The organism is Nonlabens sp., assembly GCF_965657255.1.
In the GTDB taxonomy this organism is placed as follows: domain Bacteria; phylum Bacteroidota; class Bacteroidia; order Flavobacteriales; family Flavobacteriaceae; genus Nonlabens.
Genome location: NZ_CBFHNM010000004.1, coordinates 128258 through 145796, shown reverse-complemented (window position 1 = coordinate 145796; position 17539 = coordinate 128258). Strand labels below are relative to the sequence as shown.

The 17539-nt window shown below is 33.5% G+C and carries 14 protein-coding genes; 8 read left to right on the top strand and 6 right to left on the bottom strand.

Annotated elements, in window-relative coordinates:
* Positions 1–5 precede the first annotated feature (5 nt).
* The gene (locus ACTF54_RS06690; protein WP_347195827.1) at positions 6–2885 is read right to left on the bottom strand and encodes a M16 family metallopeptidase; all 2880 of its coding nucleotides are present in this window, start codon (positions 2883–2885) and stop codon (positions 6–8) included.
* Between the two features lie 185 nt (positions 2886–3070).
* Here ACTF54_RS06690 and ACTF54_RS06685 point away from each other — a divergent pair, with 185 nt between their 5' ends.
* From ACTF54_RS06685 to ACTF54_RS06665, 5 genes are all read left to right on the top strand, one after another.
* Positions 3071–3415 carry a hypothetical protein gene (locus tag ACTF54_RS06685; RefSeq protein ID WP_347195828.1) on the top strand — a complete coding sequence of 115 codons (345 nt, stop codon included), beginning with the start codon at positions 3071–3073 and terminating at the stop codon, positions 3413–3415.
* A 72-nt stretch (positions 3416–3487) separates the two neighbouring features.
* Positions 3488–4027 carry a hypothetical protein gene (locus ACTF54_RS06680; protein ID WP_438969010.1) on the top strand — a complete coding sequence of 180 codons (540 nt, stop codon included), beginning with the start codon at positions 3488–3490 and terminating at the stop codon, positions 4025–4027.
* Between the two features lie 86 nt (positions 4028–4113).
* Complete coding sequence (locus tag ACTF54_RS06675; RefSeq protein ID WP_438969009.1) at positions 4114–4491, top strand: hypothetical protein; 378 nt, start codon at positions 4114–4116, stop codon at positions 4489–4491.
* 96 nt (positions 4492–4587) lie between these two features.
* Positions 4588–5331 carry a YebC/PmpR family DNA-binding transcriptional regulator gene (locus ACTF54_RS06670; RefSeq protein WP_347195831.1) on the top strand — a complete coding sequence of 248 codons (744 nt, stop codon included), beginning with the start codon at positions 4588–4590 and terminating at the stop codon, positions 5329–5331.
* 167 nt (positions 5332–5498) lie between these two features.
* Positions 5499–5876: a LysM peptidoglycan-binding domain-containing protein gene (locus ACTF54_RS06665; RefSeq protein ID WP_438969008.1), complete on the top strand. Its 378-nt coding sequence runs from the start codon at positions 5499–5501 to the stop codon at positions 5874–5876.
* 111 nt (positions 5877–5987) lie between these two features.
* Here the strand turns inward: ACTF54_RS06665 and ACTF54_RS06660 are convergent, their stop codons facing one another.
* Positions 5988–6311 carry a YbaB/EbfC family nucleoid-associated protein gene (locus ACTF54_RS06660; protein ID WP_438969063.1) on the bottom strand — a complete coding sequence of 108 codons (324 nt, stop codon included), beginning with the start codon at positions 6309–6311 and terminating at the stop codon, positions 5988–5990.
* Between the two features lie 131 nt (positions 6312–6442).
* Between ACTF54_RS06660 and ACTF54_RS06655 the strand changes: the two genes are divergently transcribed.
* The 3 genes from ACTF54_RS06655 (at position 6443) to ACTF54_RS06645 (ending at position 11124) form a co-directional block, all read left to right on the top strand.
* Entirely contained in the window at positions 6443–8494 is a 2052-nt protein-coding gene (locus ACTF54_RS06655; protein ID WP_438969007.1) for a S9 family peptidase, read from the top strand.
* Between the two features lie 128 nt (positions 8495–8622).
* Positions 8623–9663, top strand: a complete 1041-nt coding sequence (locus ACTF54_RS06650) for a PLP-dependent cysteine synthase family protein (RefSeq protein ID WP_347195834.1) — start codon at positions 8623–8625, stop codon at positions 9661–9663.
* A gap of 204 nt (positions 9664–9867) precedes the next feature.
* A complete protein-coding gene (locus ACTF54_RS06645) occupies positions 9868–11124 on the top strand; it encodes an aminotransferase class I/II-fold pyridoxal phosphate-dependent enzyme (protein WP_347195835.1) in 1257 nt (418 codons plus the stop codon).
* A gap of 174 nt (positions 11125–11298) precedes the next feature.
* Here ACTF54_RS06645 and ACTF54_RS06640 read toward each other — a convergent pair whose 3' ends face one another.
* From ACTF54_RS06640 to uvrA, 4 genes are all read right to left on the bottom strand, one after another.
* Positions 11299–11862, bottom strand: coding sequence for a hypothetical protein (locus ACTF54_RS06640; RefSeq protein WP_438969006.1), 564 nt, complete (start codon positions 11860–11862; stop codon positions 11299–11301).
* Between the two features lie 305 nt (positions 11863–12167).
* Entirely contained in the window at positions 12168–13475 is a 1308-nt protein-coding gene (locus ACTF54_RS06635) for a hypothetical protein (protein WP_347202098.1), read from the bottom strand.
* 4 nt (positions 13476–13479) lie between these two features.
* Entirely contained in the window at positions 13480–14556 is a 1077-nt protein-coding gene (corA, locus tag ACTF54_RS06630) for a magnesium/cobalt transporter CorA (RefSeq protein ID WP_347195839.1), read from the bottom strand.
* Positions 14557–14621: 65 nt separating this feature from the next.
* Positions 14622–17426, bottom strand: a complete 2805-nt coding sequence (gene uvrA / locus ACTF54_RS06625) for an excinuclease ABC subunit UvrA (RefSeq protein WP_347195840.1) — start codon at positions 17424–17426, stop codon at positions 14622–14624.
* Positions 17427–17539 lie beyond the last annotated feature (113 nt).

The following is a 17539-nucleotide window of genomic DNA, read 5'->3' as shown; positions in this document are numbered from 1 at the left end:
GATTCTTATTTATCTTCTGGTAACAAAACTGCTAATAAATAATTCTCGTCAATGTATTTTTTTGCAGCTGCTTGAACATCTGCATTACTCAATTTTGCAACTGCTGCTTCAAATTCTAACATCTTATTAGGATCTTTTTGCTCATAGTCTGCAGTATATAAAGTGTTTAACCAGTATCGATTGCTTTCTAGACTTTCTTTATGTTCTAGTAAATAAGCTTCCTTTACTTTATTCATGTCTTTATCTGTAGGACCATTATTTTTAATAAGTTCCAATTCATTAAGTGCTGCTGCAACTAGCTTATCTACATTATCAGGACCACATGGAAAAGAGATACTGAAGTTGTAGCGTGGATAAGTAATTTTACTTAAAGAACCACGAGCGCCACCGCCGTAAATACCACCTTCTTGTTCACGAAGTGTTTCAATGATTTTTATGGTAGCTATTTCTCCTAGAGCATCTAGCGCCATATTCTCCTTTGAGCTATAAGCATCTGCTTCACCTGTCCAAACGATCTGAACGGTACTTTTTTCTTCAAGTCCTTTCTTTACATATTTTTTGCGTGGCTTACTAGAATCTTCTCTCCATGGATTAACTTTATACATTTCTTTTTTACCAGTTGAAGGTAAACTTGCAATATATTTCTTTGCAAAGTCTTGAACTTGAGTTGGGTCAATATTACCTACTAGATAAAAGTTAAAGTCACCAGCATCAGAAAAACGTTCTTTAAACAATTCATAAGCGCGATTATAATCTGCCGCATCCATCATTTCTGGTGTAGGGAAACCAGTATAACGTGGACTAGAACCATATCTCATTTTATTAACCTCGTTGCTAAAATATGCCTCTGGTCTTGAAAGATAACTACCTAAAAATGATTTTTGCTTATCTATAAAAGATTGGTATGCTTCAGTGTCTTTATTAATATCTGTAAAATACAAATGAATCAATTGAAACATTGTTTCTAGATCATCTGGTGTCGCGCTACCGCTAAAGTTTTCACTTATAGAACCTACTCGTGGGCTTACTCTAACCAGTTTACCTGACATATATTTACCCATTTCAGTTTGATCCATACCTGCAATTCCACCTTCTGTAACACCACCCATAGCTTGATTTACAGCCGCATAATCTTCATCAGAAAATAGACTGGTTCCTCCATAAGAAAAAGCGCTCATCAAAATCTCATCATTTTTGAATTCAGTTTTCTTTGTGGTGATTTTGGCACCATTACTTAACGTATACGTTGTTGTGCCTAGTTTATCGTTGGTCTCTGTTTTAGAAATAGATCCAGGAGCTGGTAGTTTTTCAATAAGATTTTCACGAACTTCAGTATCTATATAAGCAGCTACCTTACTACTGGATACTTCATCCATGATTTTAAGAATCTGCTCTTTAGTAGGTTTCTCATCTGTTTCTGGTCCTGTTAATACCACTGTACGATTATCTTCTCTTATATAATCTTGAATTTTTGCGTTGATCTCTTCAAGTGTGATAGTTGGCATTAACTCCATAGCCTTATTATAGCTGTATTCCACACTAGGAACAATATTTCCTTCAAGAAACTGGTTGACATAAGAACCTACTATACGATTGCTTTCTCTCTTATCACGATCCTTATAAAAGGTCTCGTAATATGACTTATAGTTTGTTTTTGCTCTTTCAAATTCTCCTTGTTGAAAACCGTATAACTGAACTCTCTTATTTTCTTCTAGTAAGGTTCTAAATGCTTTAAGTTGACCATCTGGTGCGGTACCTGCAAAAGAGGAATATGCGTTTTTACCTCTTATTCCTGTACCGCCATAATTAGAAGATCCAAAAATGAATGGAGGATTTGGTTTTGTAGTTAATTCTTGTAAACGCTCATTCATCATTTGTGAGAATAAACCGTGTACTAGATCTTCTCTTAAATCAGCAACTGTTGTTGTAGGTGTTGCCATTTTAGGATCTTTGTATTGAATTTGAACTTGTGCAAAACTAGCTTCAGGATCTTGTGCAATAGCAATCAACGTTTCTTCATGGTTAGGCATTCCATATTCCTTACGTTTTCTAGGATTTACAGAAGCAGGGATATCACCAAAATGTTCTATGATTTTAGCCTCTAATGTATCAAGATCTAAATCTCCTACAGCGACTACTGCCATTAAGTCTGGACGGTACCAGTCTTTTTGATAGCGTCGTATTGCTTCAGGATCAAAGTTTGCAATAATATCGTCTTTTCCTATTGGTAAACGTTCTGCATATCTAGAGTTAGCAAAAATTACTGGAAAAGTGATTTTATTCATACGGTCATTTGCTCCTTTACCTGTACGAGATTCTTCAAGGATAACACCACGCTCATCATTAATAGCATCTGTTTCTAATAACGCTCCACCAGCCCAATCAGAAAGAATCGTAAACCCTTTGTCTAGTTTTTCTGGATCGTCACTAGGTATAGGTAAGATATAAACAGTCTCATCAAAACTTGTATAAGCATTTAGATCGGCTCCAAATTTCACACCTATTCCTTGAAGATAATCTACTAGTTCATTTTTTTGGAAATTTGTAGTTCCATTAAAATTCATGTGCTCCATCATGTGAGCAAGTCCTTGCTGGTCGTCATCTTCAAGTATGGAACCTGCGTTGATAGCAAGTCTTAATTCTACTTTATCTTCTGGTTTACCATTGTTTTTCACATAATAGGTAAGCCCGTTAGATAATTTTCCCATACGTACAGAAGGATCCATAGGAATCGCTTCATTCATTGACGCTGCCATCGGTGCTTCTACAACGGTAGGCGTCTTGGGTGGTAATGGTGGTGTTTTACTGTTATTTGTTACTTTAGGACCACAGGCTGCCACTAATAGTGCAAGTGCTCCTAAATAAGGAATCCAGACTTTTTTCATTGGTATTGGTTTTTAGATTAATTTTGATTTTGGTTTGTTCTCGCTTTCGCGAAAGCGGAATAGCAATACAATATTTAATTAGTTCCAAAAAGGAATCTAATTCTTTCATTTTACAGCATAAAGAACGGTACTAAAAATTAAAAATTATAATTATTTTTATTAATAAATGTTAACTAAACATCACAATGTTTATTTTAAGATATAAAAGCATCCCAATTCTTCTGTTGTTATTTTTCATTTTTATACCGCACTCTTCAAATGCCCAACAGTTTGAAAATGCCAGATCCTATTTTAGTTTTATCGATTCCCATAATGCTAAAATCGTAGAACAAACGTGGTATTATATGGAGTCTTACACCACTAGTGATGATCAATTTAAAATTAAAGGGCAACGTAAAAGATTAGAGAATATTTTAAAGTTTTCGCTAAGAAAAATCAATAAAGCCAAAGCGCATGATCAAAAATTACAAACAGCAGCGATAGATTATTTAGAAGGTAATTTGATCATGATTAAAAATCTATTGGTGTAATTGATTAATATCAAAAATGAAAAAGAAGTTAGTGTCGATCAAATAGTTTTAAAGCAGAAGATAAGAAAAGCCATGGCACAATTGAGAAAAGACTATGATCTTGCTATTAAAGACTATGGACATACTCATAACCTCAAGCTAACATCAAACGATAGTTTGCTAGCAAAACAGATGGCAAATACTATCGCATTATATGATTATTACCATTTAATTCAAATAGAGTTCAGCAAATTACAGGCTATGGAAAATAATTTATGGAATGGAATGAATGAAAAAACTCTTTCAACTTTATATTCTAGTATGGCAGATGCACAACAGCGATTGTTAACCGAAAAAGCTATTGATGAATTGGGTTCATTCAAAGACGATATCTCCTTAATTGAGGTATTGAGGTTAATGAACGATCACATTAAAGAAGCTTTGGAAAACCGATTGAATGCTATTCTTATTATTAAAAAGGATCAAGAAATAGGAAATAGAGAACAGATCATGACCAAAACTAAAAATTACAACGATGCTGTACAATGGTCCAATCAGAATAGACAGCTCATTTATCAAAAGTGGAATAGTATTTATCCTATATTTTTAAAAAACCATATCAATTCTATTTAAGATCCTTTAACAAAGCTTATCAAATTCTTAAGCCTTCATTCTTGCCTTTAATCTTAAATTAAAGGTGAACTATAAAAATATATAACATGAAGAACTTTATACAACTCATTACCGTTGCCTTTTCACTCCTGATAACAACAAACGCTTTTGCACAAGGATATACTACTAACAAGGCAACGCCAGCACAAGAAAAAAAAGCTGATGATATAGTTTTAAAATTTGATGATGTGTTATCATTAACGGAAAAACAGGAATTGTTGTTTAAAAATAAACAGGCAGAATTTGTTTACGCAAATGAAGCTGTTTTAAATAGTGAACGTTCTAAGAAAGAAATAAATGGTATTCTTTTGGCACTTTATCAAGAACAGGCAAATGAAATGAAAGAAATATTAACACCACCACAATTTGACCTATATGTACAATACAGAAGCAAATACGATCCCTTATTTGTAATTCTGAAATAGTAAAAAAAGCCACTTTAAAGTGGCTTTTTTTGTTTCTAGTTGTGAGGCTAGATTCAAGATTTTATCTTTACAGCATATAAAAAAAGAAAATTAGAAATGGGTAGAGCATTTGAATTTCGCAAGGCGCGTAAAATGAAGAGATGGAGCGCTATGTCTAAAGCTTTTACAAGAATAGGTAAGGACATAGTTATAGCGGTAAAAGAAGGTGGACCAGATCCTGATTCTAACTCTAGATTAAGAGCGGTGATCCAAAACGCAAAATCGGTTAACATGCCCAAAGCAAATGTGGAGCGTGCGATTAAAAAAGCAACAGATAAGGATACAGCAAATTTTGAAACCGTACTTTTTGAAGGTTATGCTCCTCATGGTATTGCTGTTTTAGTAGAAACCTCTACAGATAATAATAATAGAACTGTAGCAAATGTGCGCAGTTACTTCAATAAATGCGATGGTAATTTAGGTACTTCTGGATCTGTGGAATTTATGTTTGATCATAAATGTCATTTTAGAGTTCCGGCAGGTGGTTTGGACCTAGAAGAATTAGAACTAGAATTAATTGATTTTGGTGCAGAAGAATTGTTTCTAGATGAGAAGGATGATGATGACGATAACTCTGTAGACGGAATCATGATTTATGCAGAGTTTCAAAATTACGGAACACTTCAGAAAGGACTTGAGGAAATGGGACTAGAAATTTTAAGTTCTGACTTTGAGTATATACCTACTATTCAAAAAGAAGTTACTTCAGAGCAAAGAGAAGATGTTGAAAAACTACTTGAAAAACTGGATGAGGACGATGATGTAAATAACGTTTATACGACGATGAAAGAAGAGGAATAATTTCTCGATAGAAATAGCAGAATGTTTTAATTGAAAATGTAGTAATAGCTATCAAAACAGAGCATTTATTAACCTTTTATCGATTTAACCTGAAATCAAATTTCAAATTCTAGAAACCTTATTAATATTCTTAACTTTCTATTATTAATATAAAATCTAACAATAAAATGGTAAAAGCAAAATATCAAAGCGTTCTAGACTTAGGAGAGAAATTGAGTATTCAAAATGGTGATGTTCAGGTTAATGGTGATAAATTAGAAATAAGAGGTACAGCAGCTACACCATATCACAAGGACTTGTTGTGGGATGAGATTAAAAAAGTAGGTGGTGATCATCCAGCTGATTTAATGGCAGACATTAAAGTTGCAGACGAATCTATTTATGCAAAGCATACGGTGAAAAGTGGTGAATCATTAAGTCTTATTGCAAAGCATTATTTCAAAGATCCAATGAAGTATAAACAAATCTTTGTAGCAAATATAGATCAATTAAAAAATCCAGATTTGATTCATCCTGGACAGGAGTTAGTAATTCCCAATATGTAATCAGATTAGATTTTGATATAAAAAAAGCCTCACAATTTGCGAGGCTTTTTTTATATCAACTGATGAAATACTTCATTTGTAAATGATGCAGCCTATAATTTAATACTATTATTATTTAAACATATCCATTCCTGGAATGTTGGGCATACCATCTTTTGTAACCGCAGCAACTTCGGCCTCATAAATAGTTTCTGCTTTTGTAAGTGCTTTATTGGTGACCATTACAAGGTAATCTTCTAATTGTTCTTTATCCTCAAGAAGCTCGTCTGCAACAGCAATGTTTTTAATAGTACGGCTAGCAGTAACGGTTACTTTCAATAGGCCATCGCTAGACTGTTCATCGATTAAAACCGTATCCATTCTCTTTTTTGTGTCCTCTACTTTCTGTTGGGTTTCTTTAAGTTTTCCCATCATTCCTGAAATATCTCCAAACATAGTTTTGCTTTTAATTGTTAATAGTGATTCCGCTTTCGCGAAAGCGAGAACAAAAATAACTATCTCATTCAAATAGTAACAAATGGATCGCTATTTTATATCTTGCGGCGCTTTTAAATGTAAAGATATCTATGGCTCTCAAAGCTCCAATTGCAAAAAAAATACCTCATGTACATGATATGCATGGTCATCAAAGAATTGATAATTACCACTGGATGACAGAACGCGATGCTCCAGAAGTAATTGATTATCTGAAAAAAGAGAATGATTATTACGATGCAACAACAAAGCATACTGATGGATTAAAGAACGATCTTTTTGAAGAAATAAAAAGTCGTATTAAAGAAGATGATGAGTCCGTACCTTATTTATTAAATGGATATTGGTACATAAGCAAGATGGAAACAGGTGAGAGCTATCCTTATTACTACAGACGTAAGGATGGTACTGATAAGATAGAATTGCTTTTTAACGTAAACGAAATGGCAATAGGCCATGACTTTTTCAAGTTAACCTCTATGAATATATCGCCAGATAATAATCTGGTAGCTTATGGAGTAGATACTAAAGGACGCAGAGAGTATAGTATTTATATTAAAAACTTAAAAACTGGCGAGTTGCTCTCTAACCATCTAGAATTAACTACTGGTGGTTCTGTATGGGCAAATGACAATAAAACTCTTTTTTTTACTAGAAAGGATCCTCAAACTTTAAGAGCAGATAAGATATACAAATATGAGTTAGGGCAACCTGCAGCTTCTAACCAACTGGTTTATGAGGAAAAAGACGAGATTTTTAATTGCTTTGTTTATAAAACTATGTCAGAGCGTTTTATAATGATCAAATCTTCTGCAACATTATCTGATGAAGTAATGTTCATTGATGCAGACTTGCCTCATAGTGAGTTTAAAATGATACAAGAAAGACAACCAGAATTGGAGTATTGTGTATCCCACTATAAGGATAGTTTTTATATCATGACCAATAAAGATAAAGCTACCAACTTTAAAATCATGAAAACGGCCATAGAAACGCCAGAAATGGAAAATTGGGTAGACTTTATAGCGCATGATCCAGAAGTTTTATTAGAGGATTTTGATCTTTTTGAAAATTATTTTGTTATTTCTGATCGATTCAATGGTTTGAATCGAATTAGAATCAAAGCCTGGGATAATACGGTTGATTATTTCTTGCCTTTTGATAATGAAACCTACACGGCTTTTACCAGTGCAAATTTTCAATTTAAGACCAATAAATTGCGTTACAATTATAACTCGATGACAATGCCACCATCAGTTATAGAATTTGATATGGAAACTAGGGAAGAGGTGATCTTAAAAACTCAACCTATTGAGGACGCTAATTTTGATCCTGCTAATTATACTTCAGAACGAGTTTGGGCAACGGCAAAGGATGGCGCAAAAGTTCCTATCAGTATAGTTTATAGAAAGAATTTAAAAAAACCTAAGGGAAATCCTTTATTACAATATGGTTACGGTAGTTATGGTAGCACGATAGATCCATATTTTTCCATATCTAGATTAAGTTTATTAGATAGGGGATTTGTATTTGCTATAGCGCATATAAGAGGTGGCGAGTATTTGGGTCGAGAATGGTATGAAAATGGTAAAATGTTTTCAAAGAGAAATACGTTTACAGATTTTATCGCTTGTAGCGAGTATTTAATTCAAGAAAAATATACAACATCAAATAGCCTTTATGCATCAGGTGGCAGTGCTGGTGGATTATTAATGGGTGCCATTATTAACATGGCACCGCAATTATATAATGGTATATTGAGTGCTGTACCTTTTGTAGATGTGGTTACTACAATGTTAGATGATAGTATACCATTAACCACTGGAGAATATGATGAATGGGGAAACCCCAATAATAAAGATAGCTATGAGTATATGCTAAGCTACTCTCCTTATGATCAAGTTAAAGCACATGAATACCCTAATATGTTAGTCACTACAGGTTATCATGATTCACAAGTTCAATACTGGGAACCTGCAAAATGGGTCGCAAAATTGAGAGAGTTGAAAAAAGATAACAATTTGTTATTGTTTAAAACAGATTTGTCAAGCGGTCACAGTGGCGCATCAGGAAGGTATGATGCACTTAAAGAAGTCGCAATCGATTTCGCTTTCTTGTTAGACCTTGAAAATATTAACGGATAGATTATTTTATGTAGATTTGCATTGTTTTGTGCTAAAATTTAACGTGCACAGTAATACCTCTCTCTAGCTTGAAACCTCGATAAGACTTTAAGTTAATGTGGAAAGGTATTTAAAGCAAATATCTAAATATGAGCGACAACATTAAAGCGTATAGTAATGTATTGGAATTAATAGGAGAAACACCTTTAATTCAACTATCTAAAACGGTTGAAGATTTTCCTGGTAATTATTACGCCAAAGTAGAGTCTTTTAATCCTGGACATTCTTCAAAAGATCGTATTGCTCTTCATATTATTGAAGAGGCAGAGCGTAAGGGCATATTAAAACCTGGTGATACTATAATAGAAACAACATCAGGAAATACTGGTTTTAGTATTGCAATGGTAAGCCGTATCAAAGGTTACGATTGTATTCTTGCTGTGAGTTCTAAATCCAGTGCAGATAAAATAGACATGCTAAAATCTATGGGTGCAAAAGTCTATGTATGTCCAGCAAATGTTAGTGCTGACGATCCACGCAGTTATTATCAAGTGGCAAAAAGATTACATGACGAGATTAAAAACAGCATCTACATTAACCAATATTTTAATGACCTAAATACAGAAGCACATTATCTTTCTACAGGTCCGGAAATATGGAATCAAACTGCAGGAGAGATTACGCATTTGGTAGCCTGTAGTGGAACTGGTGGTACCATTTCTGGAACTGCTCGATTCTTAAAGGAACAAAACCCTAACATTAAAATTTTGGGAGTAGACGCTTATGGCAGTGTTTTGAAAAAGTACCATGAAACGCAAGAATTTGATAAAGATGAAATATATCCTTATCGCATAGAAGGATTGGGTAAGAATTTGATTCCTACAGCAACAGATTTTGATGTTATTGATAGTTTTACCAAAGTGAAAGATGAGGACGCAGCACATATGGCTAGAAAAGTATCCCAGACAGAAGGATTATTTGTAGGATATACTAGTGGTGCAGCTATGCAAGCAGTAAAACAATTAGTTGCTTCTGGTGAATTTGATAAGAATTCTAAAGTTGTCGTAATTTTTCCTGACCACGGATCTCGTTATATGAGTAAAATCTATAATGATGAATGGATGCAGGATCAAGGCTTTTTTGATTCTAAAACAGTGGCAGACCAACCGCATATTGAGTATATAAAATAGTATAAAGAAAGATTTAACATACTTTAAGCCACTGTCTTTGAAATAGATAGTGGCTTTTTCTTTTCCTATTTAAAAAATTAGATTCCTGATAATACTAACTATCTATTTATCAACAGATTATTGTTATGAACTTATTTGCTGTGCACGCATAATGAATAGGCAGTTTATCAGGAGATTTGTATATTTGCAGCTTAGATTATTCTTATGAAAGATTTATTTGATAAAATTTATAAAGACAAAGGACCTCTAGGAAAGTGGGCTAGTGTTGCTGAAGGATATTTTGTATTCCCAAAGCTGGAAGGACCGATTTCTAATCGTATGCGTTTTAATGGTAGAGAAGTAATTACCTGGAGCGTAAATGATTATTTAGGATTAGCAAATCATCCAGAGGTAAGAAAAGTAGATGCTGAAGCTGCTGCCGAATACGGAAGTGCATACCCAATGGGTGCTCGTATGATGAGTGGTCATACTTCATTACACGAGCAATTAGAAAATGAACTTGCTGCATTTGTAAATAAAGAGGCTGCTTACTTATTGAACTTTGGTTATCAAGGTTGTATGTCTACTATTGATGCATTAGTATCTAAAGATGATGTGATTGTTTATGATGTAGATACTCATGCATGTATCATTGATGGAGTTCGTTTGCATCAAGGAAAGCGTTTTACTTACAAGCATAATGACCTTGAAAGCATAGAGAAAAATTTACAGCGTGCTACAAAATTAGCTGAGCAAACCGGTGGAGGAATTCTATTGATTTCTGAAGGAGTTTTTGGAATGCGTGGTGAGCAAGGAAGATTGAAAGAAATTGTAGCCCTCAAAGAGAAATATAACTTCAGGCTTTTTGTTGATGATGCACATGGCTTTGGTACATTAGGTAAAACTGGTGCTGGAGCAGGTGAAGAGCAAGGCGTGCAAGATCAGATCGATGTATACTTTGCAACGTTTGCAAAGTCTCTAGCAAGCACTGGTGCTTTTATCGCTGCAGATAAAGAGATCATGGATTATCTAAAATATAATTTACGATCTCAAATGTTTGCTAAGTCCCTGCAGTCGCAACTTGTATTAGGTGCTTTAAAACGTCTTGATATGCTACGTAGTATGCCAGAACTTAAAGAAAAGTTATGGAAAAACGTAAACGCATTGCAAAATGGTTTGAAAGAGCGAGGATTTGATATAGGAACAACACAATCTTGTGTAACACCTGTATATTTAAAAGGTAGTATTCCTGAAGCAATGGCTCTTGTAAAAGACTTACGTGAAAACTTTGGAATATTTTGTTCTATCGTAGTGTATCCTGTGATTCCTAAAGGTCTAATTTTGCTAAGGTTAATTCCTACTGCTTCACACACAATGGAAGACATAGAAGAAACTTTGACAGCCTTTGAAGGAATACGTGAAAGATTAGATGGTGGTGTTTATAAAAGATTAAGCGCTAGCGTTGCTGCGGCTTTTGCTTAAACTATTCATTAATTACTATAAAAAAAAGCTCCCTTATTGGGAGCTTTTTTTATTAAAAATCAGTAATTGATTGCTGACAGAATGATTGCAAATATTTGCAAGTTTACCTTGATATCTACCCTTTATCAAGTTTGTAAATTGAAATATTTTTGATGGATCAAGTAATGTTATATTTTATTGCTTTAATAAAGTAGCCTGTTGCATCACACTAATAGGATAACTATTAACCTTATATCCAGCCGATTCTCCAGTCTCCTCCTTATTGGCTAAAGTGGACATCGTTATCATAAACTCCATTCGGTCCTCATAAAACACTTCACTATTATTTAGTAAGTTGCCTGCAACTTCATAAGTACTAAATAGGGTATGATTAGAACAGGCAATAGGTAAGATGATACCATTGTTTTCATCCAATTCATAAATATTAGGATTTTTGGTTTGAATTAAAGTATAGGCTCTTTCAGATCTTTCATCTCCATAAAATATTTTATAATCAAATTTAAAACTTTCGTTTGTTGCTAGTAAATGAAACTCCATCGGTATTTCTTCTGTTCCATTGCTTGATGTTATCTGCAAATTCCCTTTATAAACACCTAAAAAATCTGTGGGAAAAATTAGATCCTTTTTAACGTTTTCTGTTTGTTTGATTGGAGGAACTTCTTCAACTAATGTTTGTTGCTTTTCTTGTCTGCATCCTATTGTAATCAATAGTAAGCCTAATAATATACTATTTCTCATATTTCAAAAATAGCATTTATTTGTTTCGCTTTCGCGAAAGCGAGATAACAAACCATTATAAATGAAGAAATCCCAAGTAGTCAAAAATGACATCTCAGGATTTCTTACTAACCAACCAAAAAACTTTATGAAAATTACTCTCTATAATTTTCATATAATGAATAGCAATACATGTGCCAAATTATTGTGCACGCACAGTAATTTTGTTGTATTCCATAAAAAAAACGAATTTGAGATTCAACAAGCTTTTATTTTAAAATTCCAATAGTTTCTTAACTAAGAATATAATAAATGCCATAATGTCACTAATGACGATTGTCACATTGAATGTATATAGTCTTTTCGTCTTTATCTATGAAATCAATACCTGGACAACCAAAACTAATATCATATAACCCATATATTACCGGTGCTTTATTCTTGAAGAGTTGACCAGTATAATGACCTACATTTATGTTGTCACTTTTAAGATCATCCATATAAAATTTGGCGCTGCGGCTTTCACCAGATGTTATTTCAGTTTCATATAACAACTTTTTAAATGGTGAGGTTACAAACAAAAAGGTACCTTTATAATCGTTATCTAAAAATTTAAGATTTACATAGTAATAATCATTCTCTTCTTGTGTATCATGATAAGCTAGTTCTACTATATAATTTGAGCTTTTATAAAAGCTATTGTACACAAGTTCTATTTTAGGAACTTTTTTATTATCAATAAGTTTCCACTGGATTGATTTTACTTTTCCTATTTCAAAAGGATTTTCTTTTCCTATATGGGCAAATGTATTCTCATAAGAGATTTCACTAGTATCGATCAAATCTTTTAAATCAAAACCTGTAAGATAGGATCCACCATAAATACTTTCATGAGAAAAAAGCAACAAGTTCTTTACTTTGAATGTTTTCAATTGATTCTTTCTGAAATTATAAATAAATAAGTAATCTGTTTCTTTAATTTCTCGATTGTTTAAAAACTTGCTTCTTTCTTTATCTCTTACTGGGTAGGAGTATTCTTTATTAGTTTCTTGATAATCATTTTCTTCATACTCTTTTGCAACTTCAGGAAATCTCATATTCCAAAAATCATCAGTCAATGAGACAAAAGGGTAGTAGTTGTTTTCTTCATCATAATACATACTTAATGAAAAGATGGAGAGTTCATTGATGGTATCTTTGTATTCTATTTCTCTATATTCATCTTTTAGAAATGCGTCAAAAACATAACCTACCGCTCTTTCAGCTTTTATTTTAACCCAGTTTCCAGAGATACTTTTACCTGAATCTTCAATATCACTGGTAACATCGGTAACTTCTAGTATTTGTATTCTTAAATTATCAGGAAGTTTACCTAAGATTTTTCCTTTTGGAACGTCTCTAAAATTAAGACCAGATGGCGCATCTACATATTTGTAAACTAAAGCGTTTTCAAACGTGTTGTTAGAATGTGGTTTTGCTTTTGTGTCTTTTATTTGTGAAGTAGTGGAAAGAATGGTATCCTTTTTAATTTTTGATTCTATAGATGAAGTTTTATCTATTTCTGAAGAGTTCTTGCAGCCCATCAAGCTGGAAAGAATTATTATGAGAAGACTTATTCTTAAAATGGTTGTCATATAGCTATATCCATTTTTTCCATCTGAAAAAACCGAGTAGAGCAAAGAAGATAACCGCATTAATAATCCAAAAATACTCGTAGCCATGTTCCCAGGTCAATTCTGGAATATGTTCAAAATTCATCCCATAAATACCAGCTACAAATGTCATGGGTATAAAAAGAGAGGATACAATAGTGAGAACTTGCATGATCTGATTCATTTTGTGACTCACACTGGATAAATACATGTCACGTAAGCCAGCGTTTATTTCTCGGTAGGTCTCTACACTTTCTATAATTTGAATACAATGATCATAAGCATCTTGTAGATAGGCATGGGTTTTTGATTCAATCAAATTGCTATTTTCTTTTAATAATCTAGAAATGGACTCACGTAAAGGAAATATGGCTCGACGTAATTTTAAAAGCATTCTTTTATTCTTTTGAGCTTGATTAAGCGAGTCTTTTTGTGGATTATCAAAAATTTCATCTTCTAACTGATCTAGATATTCACCTATTTGTTCTATAACCAAAAAGTAATGATCAATAATACTATCAATCAGAGCATAGAATAAATAATCGCTTTTAACTCCTCTTATACGACCACGACTGTTTTCAATTCGATCTCTCATGTTTTCAAAAACATCACCAGTTTTTTCTTGAAAGGAAATTACTGCATCTTCAGTAAGTATGATACTAACCTGTTCTTCATTCAATTCATGATTCTCTGCATCATAAGATATCATTTTGATACACTGATAAATGTAGTCGCCGTAAAATTCTGTTTTGGGACGTTGTGTTGTGTTTGCAATATCCTCTAAAAGTAGATGGTGTAAATGAAATTTATCACCTACTTTCTCTAATAGATCTATATCATGAACTCCGTCAATATTGAACCAGTTGACGCGATCTTCCTTAAGTTGATCTAGAAAGATTCCGTCTTGTTTAGAATAATGATCGACATCGTAAAGAATGGTCTCTGTAGTAACCTCACCAGACCTTTCTTCACCTACGTAGGATATGGTTCCTGGCGGTTGAAAAACTGTGCTGGTAGATTTAGGCGTTGCTTTACGTCTTAGTCTAAGATTTATTTTTTTCATAGAACGGCTGGTTAAGTGAATTGCTTCACAATCAAAAGTAATAAGTTTAAACTTAAACTAGGAATTTACTTCAACTTCTCTGCAATGTAAGGCGCTGTATAACTGTCTTTTATTTTAGCCACTTCTTCTGGCGTTCCAGTTGCAATTAAATTACCTCCAGATTTACCGCCTTCAGGTCCTAGATCAATCACATAATCAGCACATTTAACCAGATCCATATTGTGTTCTATAACAATTACAGAGTGGCCTTTTTCAATTAAAGCATTAAAGCTGTCTAATAATTTATTGATATCGTGAAAGTGTAAACCAGTTGTAGGTTCGTCAAAAATAAATAGTGTTTTATCGCTAGTGGTTCCTTTAACTAAAAAACTAGCTAATTTAATACGTTGTGCCTCACCACCAGAAAGGGTAGAAGAGCTTTGTCCTAAGGTCACATAACCTAAACCTACGTCTTGTAAAGGTTTTAATTTTCTCGTTATTTTTGCTTCTTTATTAGTGTCAAAAAAGTCAATAGCATCATTAATTGTCAGGTTTAAGATGTCATCAATGTTATGATCATGAAACTTGATTTCAAGTATATCTTTTTTGAATCTTTTGCCGTTACAAGTTTCGCACGTTAGTGTAACATCTGCCATGAATTGCATCTCGATAGTTACTTCTCCATCACCTTTACAAGTGTCACATCGTCCACCATCAACATTAAAAGAAAAATGTTTGGGTTTATAGTTTCTTATTTTTGCAACTTTCTCATTTGCAAATAGATTACGTATGTCATCATAAGCTTTAATGTATGTGACAGGATTTGAACGCGAACTTCTTCCTATTGGGTTTTGATCAATAAATTCGACTGTTTTTATGTTTTCGAATTTTCCAGAAATCTCGGTATACTGACCAGCTTTTTTACCATAACCACCTAATGTTTTTAAGATGGCTGGATATAAAATTTGTTTGATTAAGGTAGATTTTCCACTACCAGAAACACCGGTAACCATGGTTAAGACGCCTAATGGAAACCTTACGTCTATATTTTTAAGATTATTTTGTCTCGCTCCTTTAATATCAATATAATATTTGTGTAATCTTCGCTTTCGCGGAAGCGGAATCTCCATAGACCCATTCAAATATTGTGCAGTAAGACTAGTGGATTTTAAAATCTCGTCTAAGTTTCCTGCGGCAACAACTTCACCACCGTGTGTTCCTGCTTCAGGACCTATATCTATAATTTCATCTGCGGCCTGCATGATCTCTTCATCATGTTCTACTACGATTACAGTATTTCCTAAATCACGGAGGTTTTTGAGAACTTTTATCAATCTCTTAGTATCACGAGGATGCAGCCCTATACTAGGCTCATCTAAAATATACATACTACCTACAAGGCTACTGCCTAATGATGTAGCCAGATTGATACGCTGTGATTCTCCACCAGAAAGGCTGTTAGACTTACGATTTAAAGTCAAGTAATCTAATCCTACATCCGATAAAAAAGCCAATCTATTGTTGATTTCAATTAGTAACCTTTTAGCAATATCTTGATCGTTTTGACTCAATTCTAGTTGTTCAAAAAACGGAATCAACTCTTTAATAGGCATCGTTACCAAATCGGTAATGGTAACACCAGCGATCTTTACATAATTGGTTTCTTTTCTTAACCGAGCACCATTACAATTACTACATTTTGTTTTGCCACGATACCTAGAAAGCATGACACGGTTTTGAATTTTATAAGCTTTTGCCTCTAGCTCTTCAAAAAAGGAGTGAATTCCTTCAAAATATTGGTTACCATCCCAAACTAGTTGTTTTTGTTTATCCGTTAATTCAAACCATGGTCTATGAATAGGAAAGTCAAATTTACCAGCAGTTTTTATGAGTTGATTATTATAGTAAGACATGCTCTCACCTCGCCATGGGAAAACCGCCTGTTCATAAATAGAAAGAGCGGTGTTAGGAATTACTAAATCTTCATCAATTCCTATGACATCGCCATAACCTTCACATTTAGGACACGCACCGTAAGGATTATTAAAACTAAACAAATGTGGATTAGGCTCGAGAAATTCAATACCATCCAGTTCAAATTTGTTAGTAAACTCTCGTACTTTGCTGCCATCCATATATTCTATAAAAGCAACACCTTTTCCTTCAAAAAAAGCGGTGTCAATGGCATCTGCAAGGCGATTGTAAAAATCTTCATCATCACGCACAATGATACGGTCTACGACTATTTTAACTTCGTCTTTTTTAGAATAGGTCAAGTTTTCTTCATCAATTCTATGAACTGATTCATTAATTTTGATACGTGTGTAACCTTGTTGTTGTAATACCTGTAGCTGCTCTTCAATGTCACGTTTCCCTTTAACTATAAGTCTAGTAGTCAATAATAATTTAGAACCTTCTTTTTGTTCTTTTACGTAATTGACAACATCGGTAACAGTATCTTTTTTCACTTGGTCACCAGAAAGAGGCGAGTAGGTGCGACCTATACGAGCAAATAATAATTTTAAATAATCATAAATCTCTGTAGTGGTTCCTATAGTAGATCGTGGATTTGTACTATTTACTTTTTGTTCAATGGCTATAGCTGGAGCAATACCTTTGATGTATTCTACTTTTGGTTTGTTTAAACGTCCTAAAAACTGTCTTGCATAAGAAGATAGGCTTTCTACATAGCGTCGTTGTCCTTCTGCATAAAGTGTGTCAAAGGCTAGGGAAGACTTACCACTTCCTGATAAGCCAGTGATAACAACAAGCTTATTTCTAGGGATAACAGCATCTAAACTTTTAAGGTTATGAAGCTCAGCACCTTTGATTAGAATATTGTTCTTAGGGCTTAACTGGTCTATATTGGCAAACAATTTTGTTTCAGGCATAAGTACAAAGATAAGAGTGTCATTGCCCTTCAAAGAATGGAATATTGTAATTTAAATGTTAAAATATGTTATTAAATTTTGCATTTGTGGAATAAATGTTGGTATATTTATAC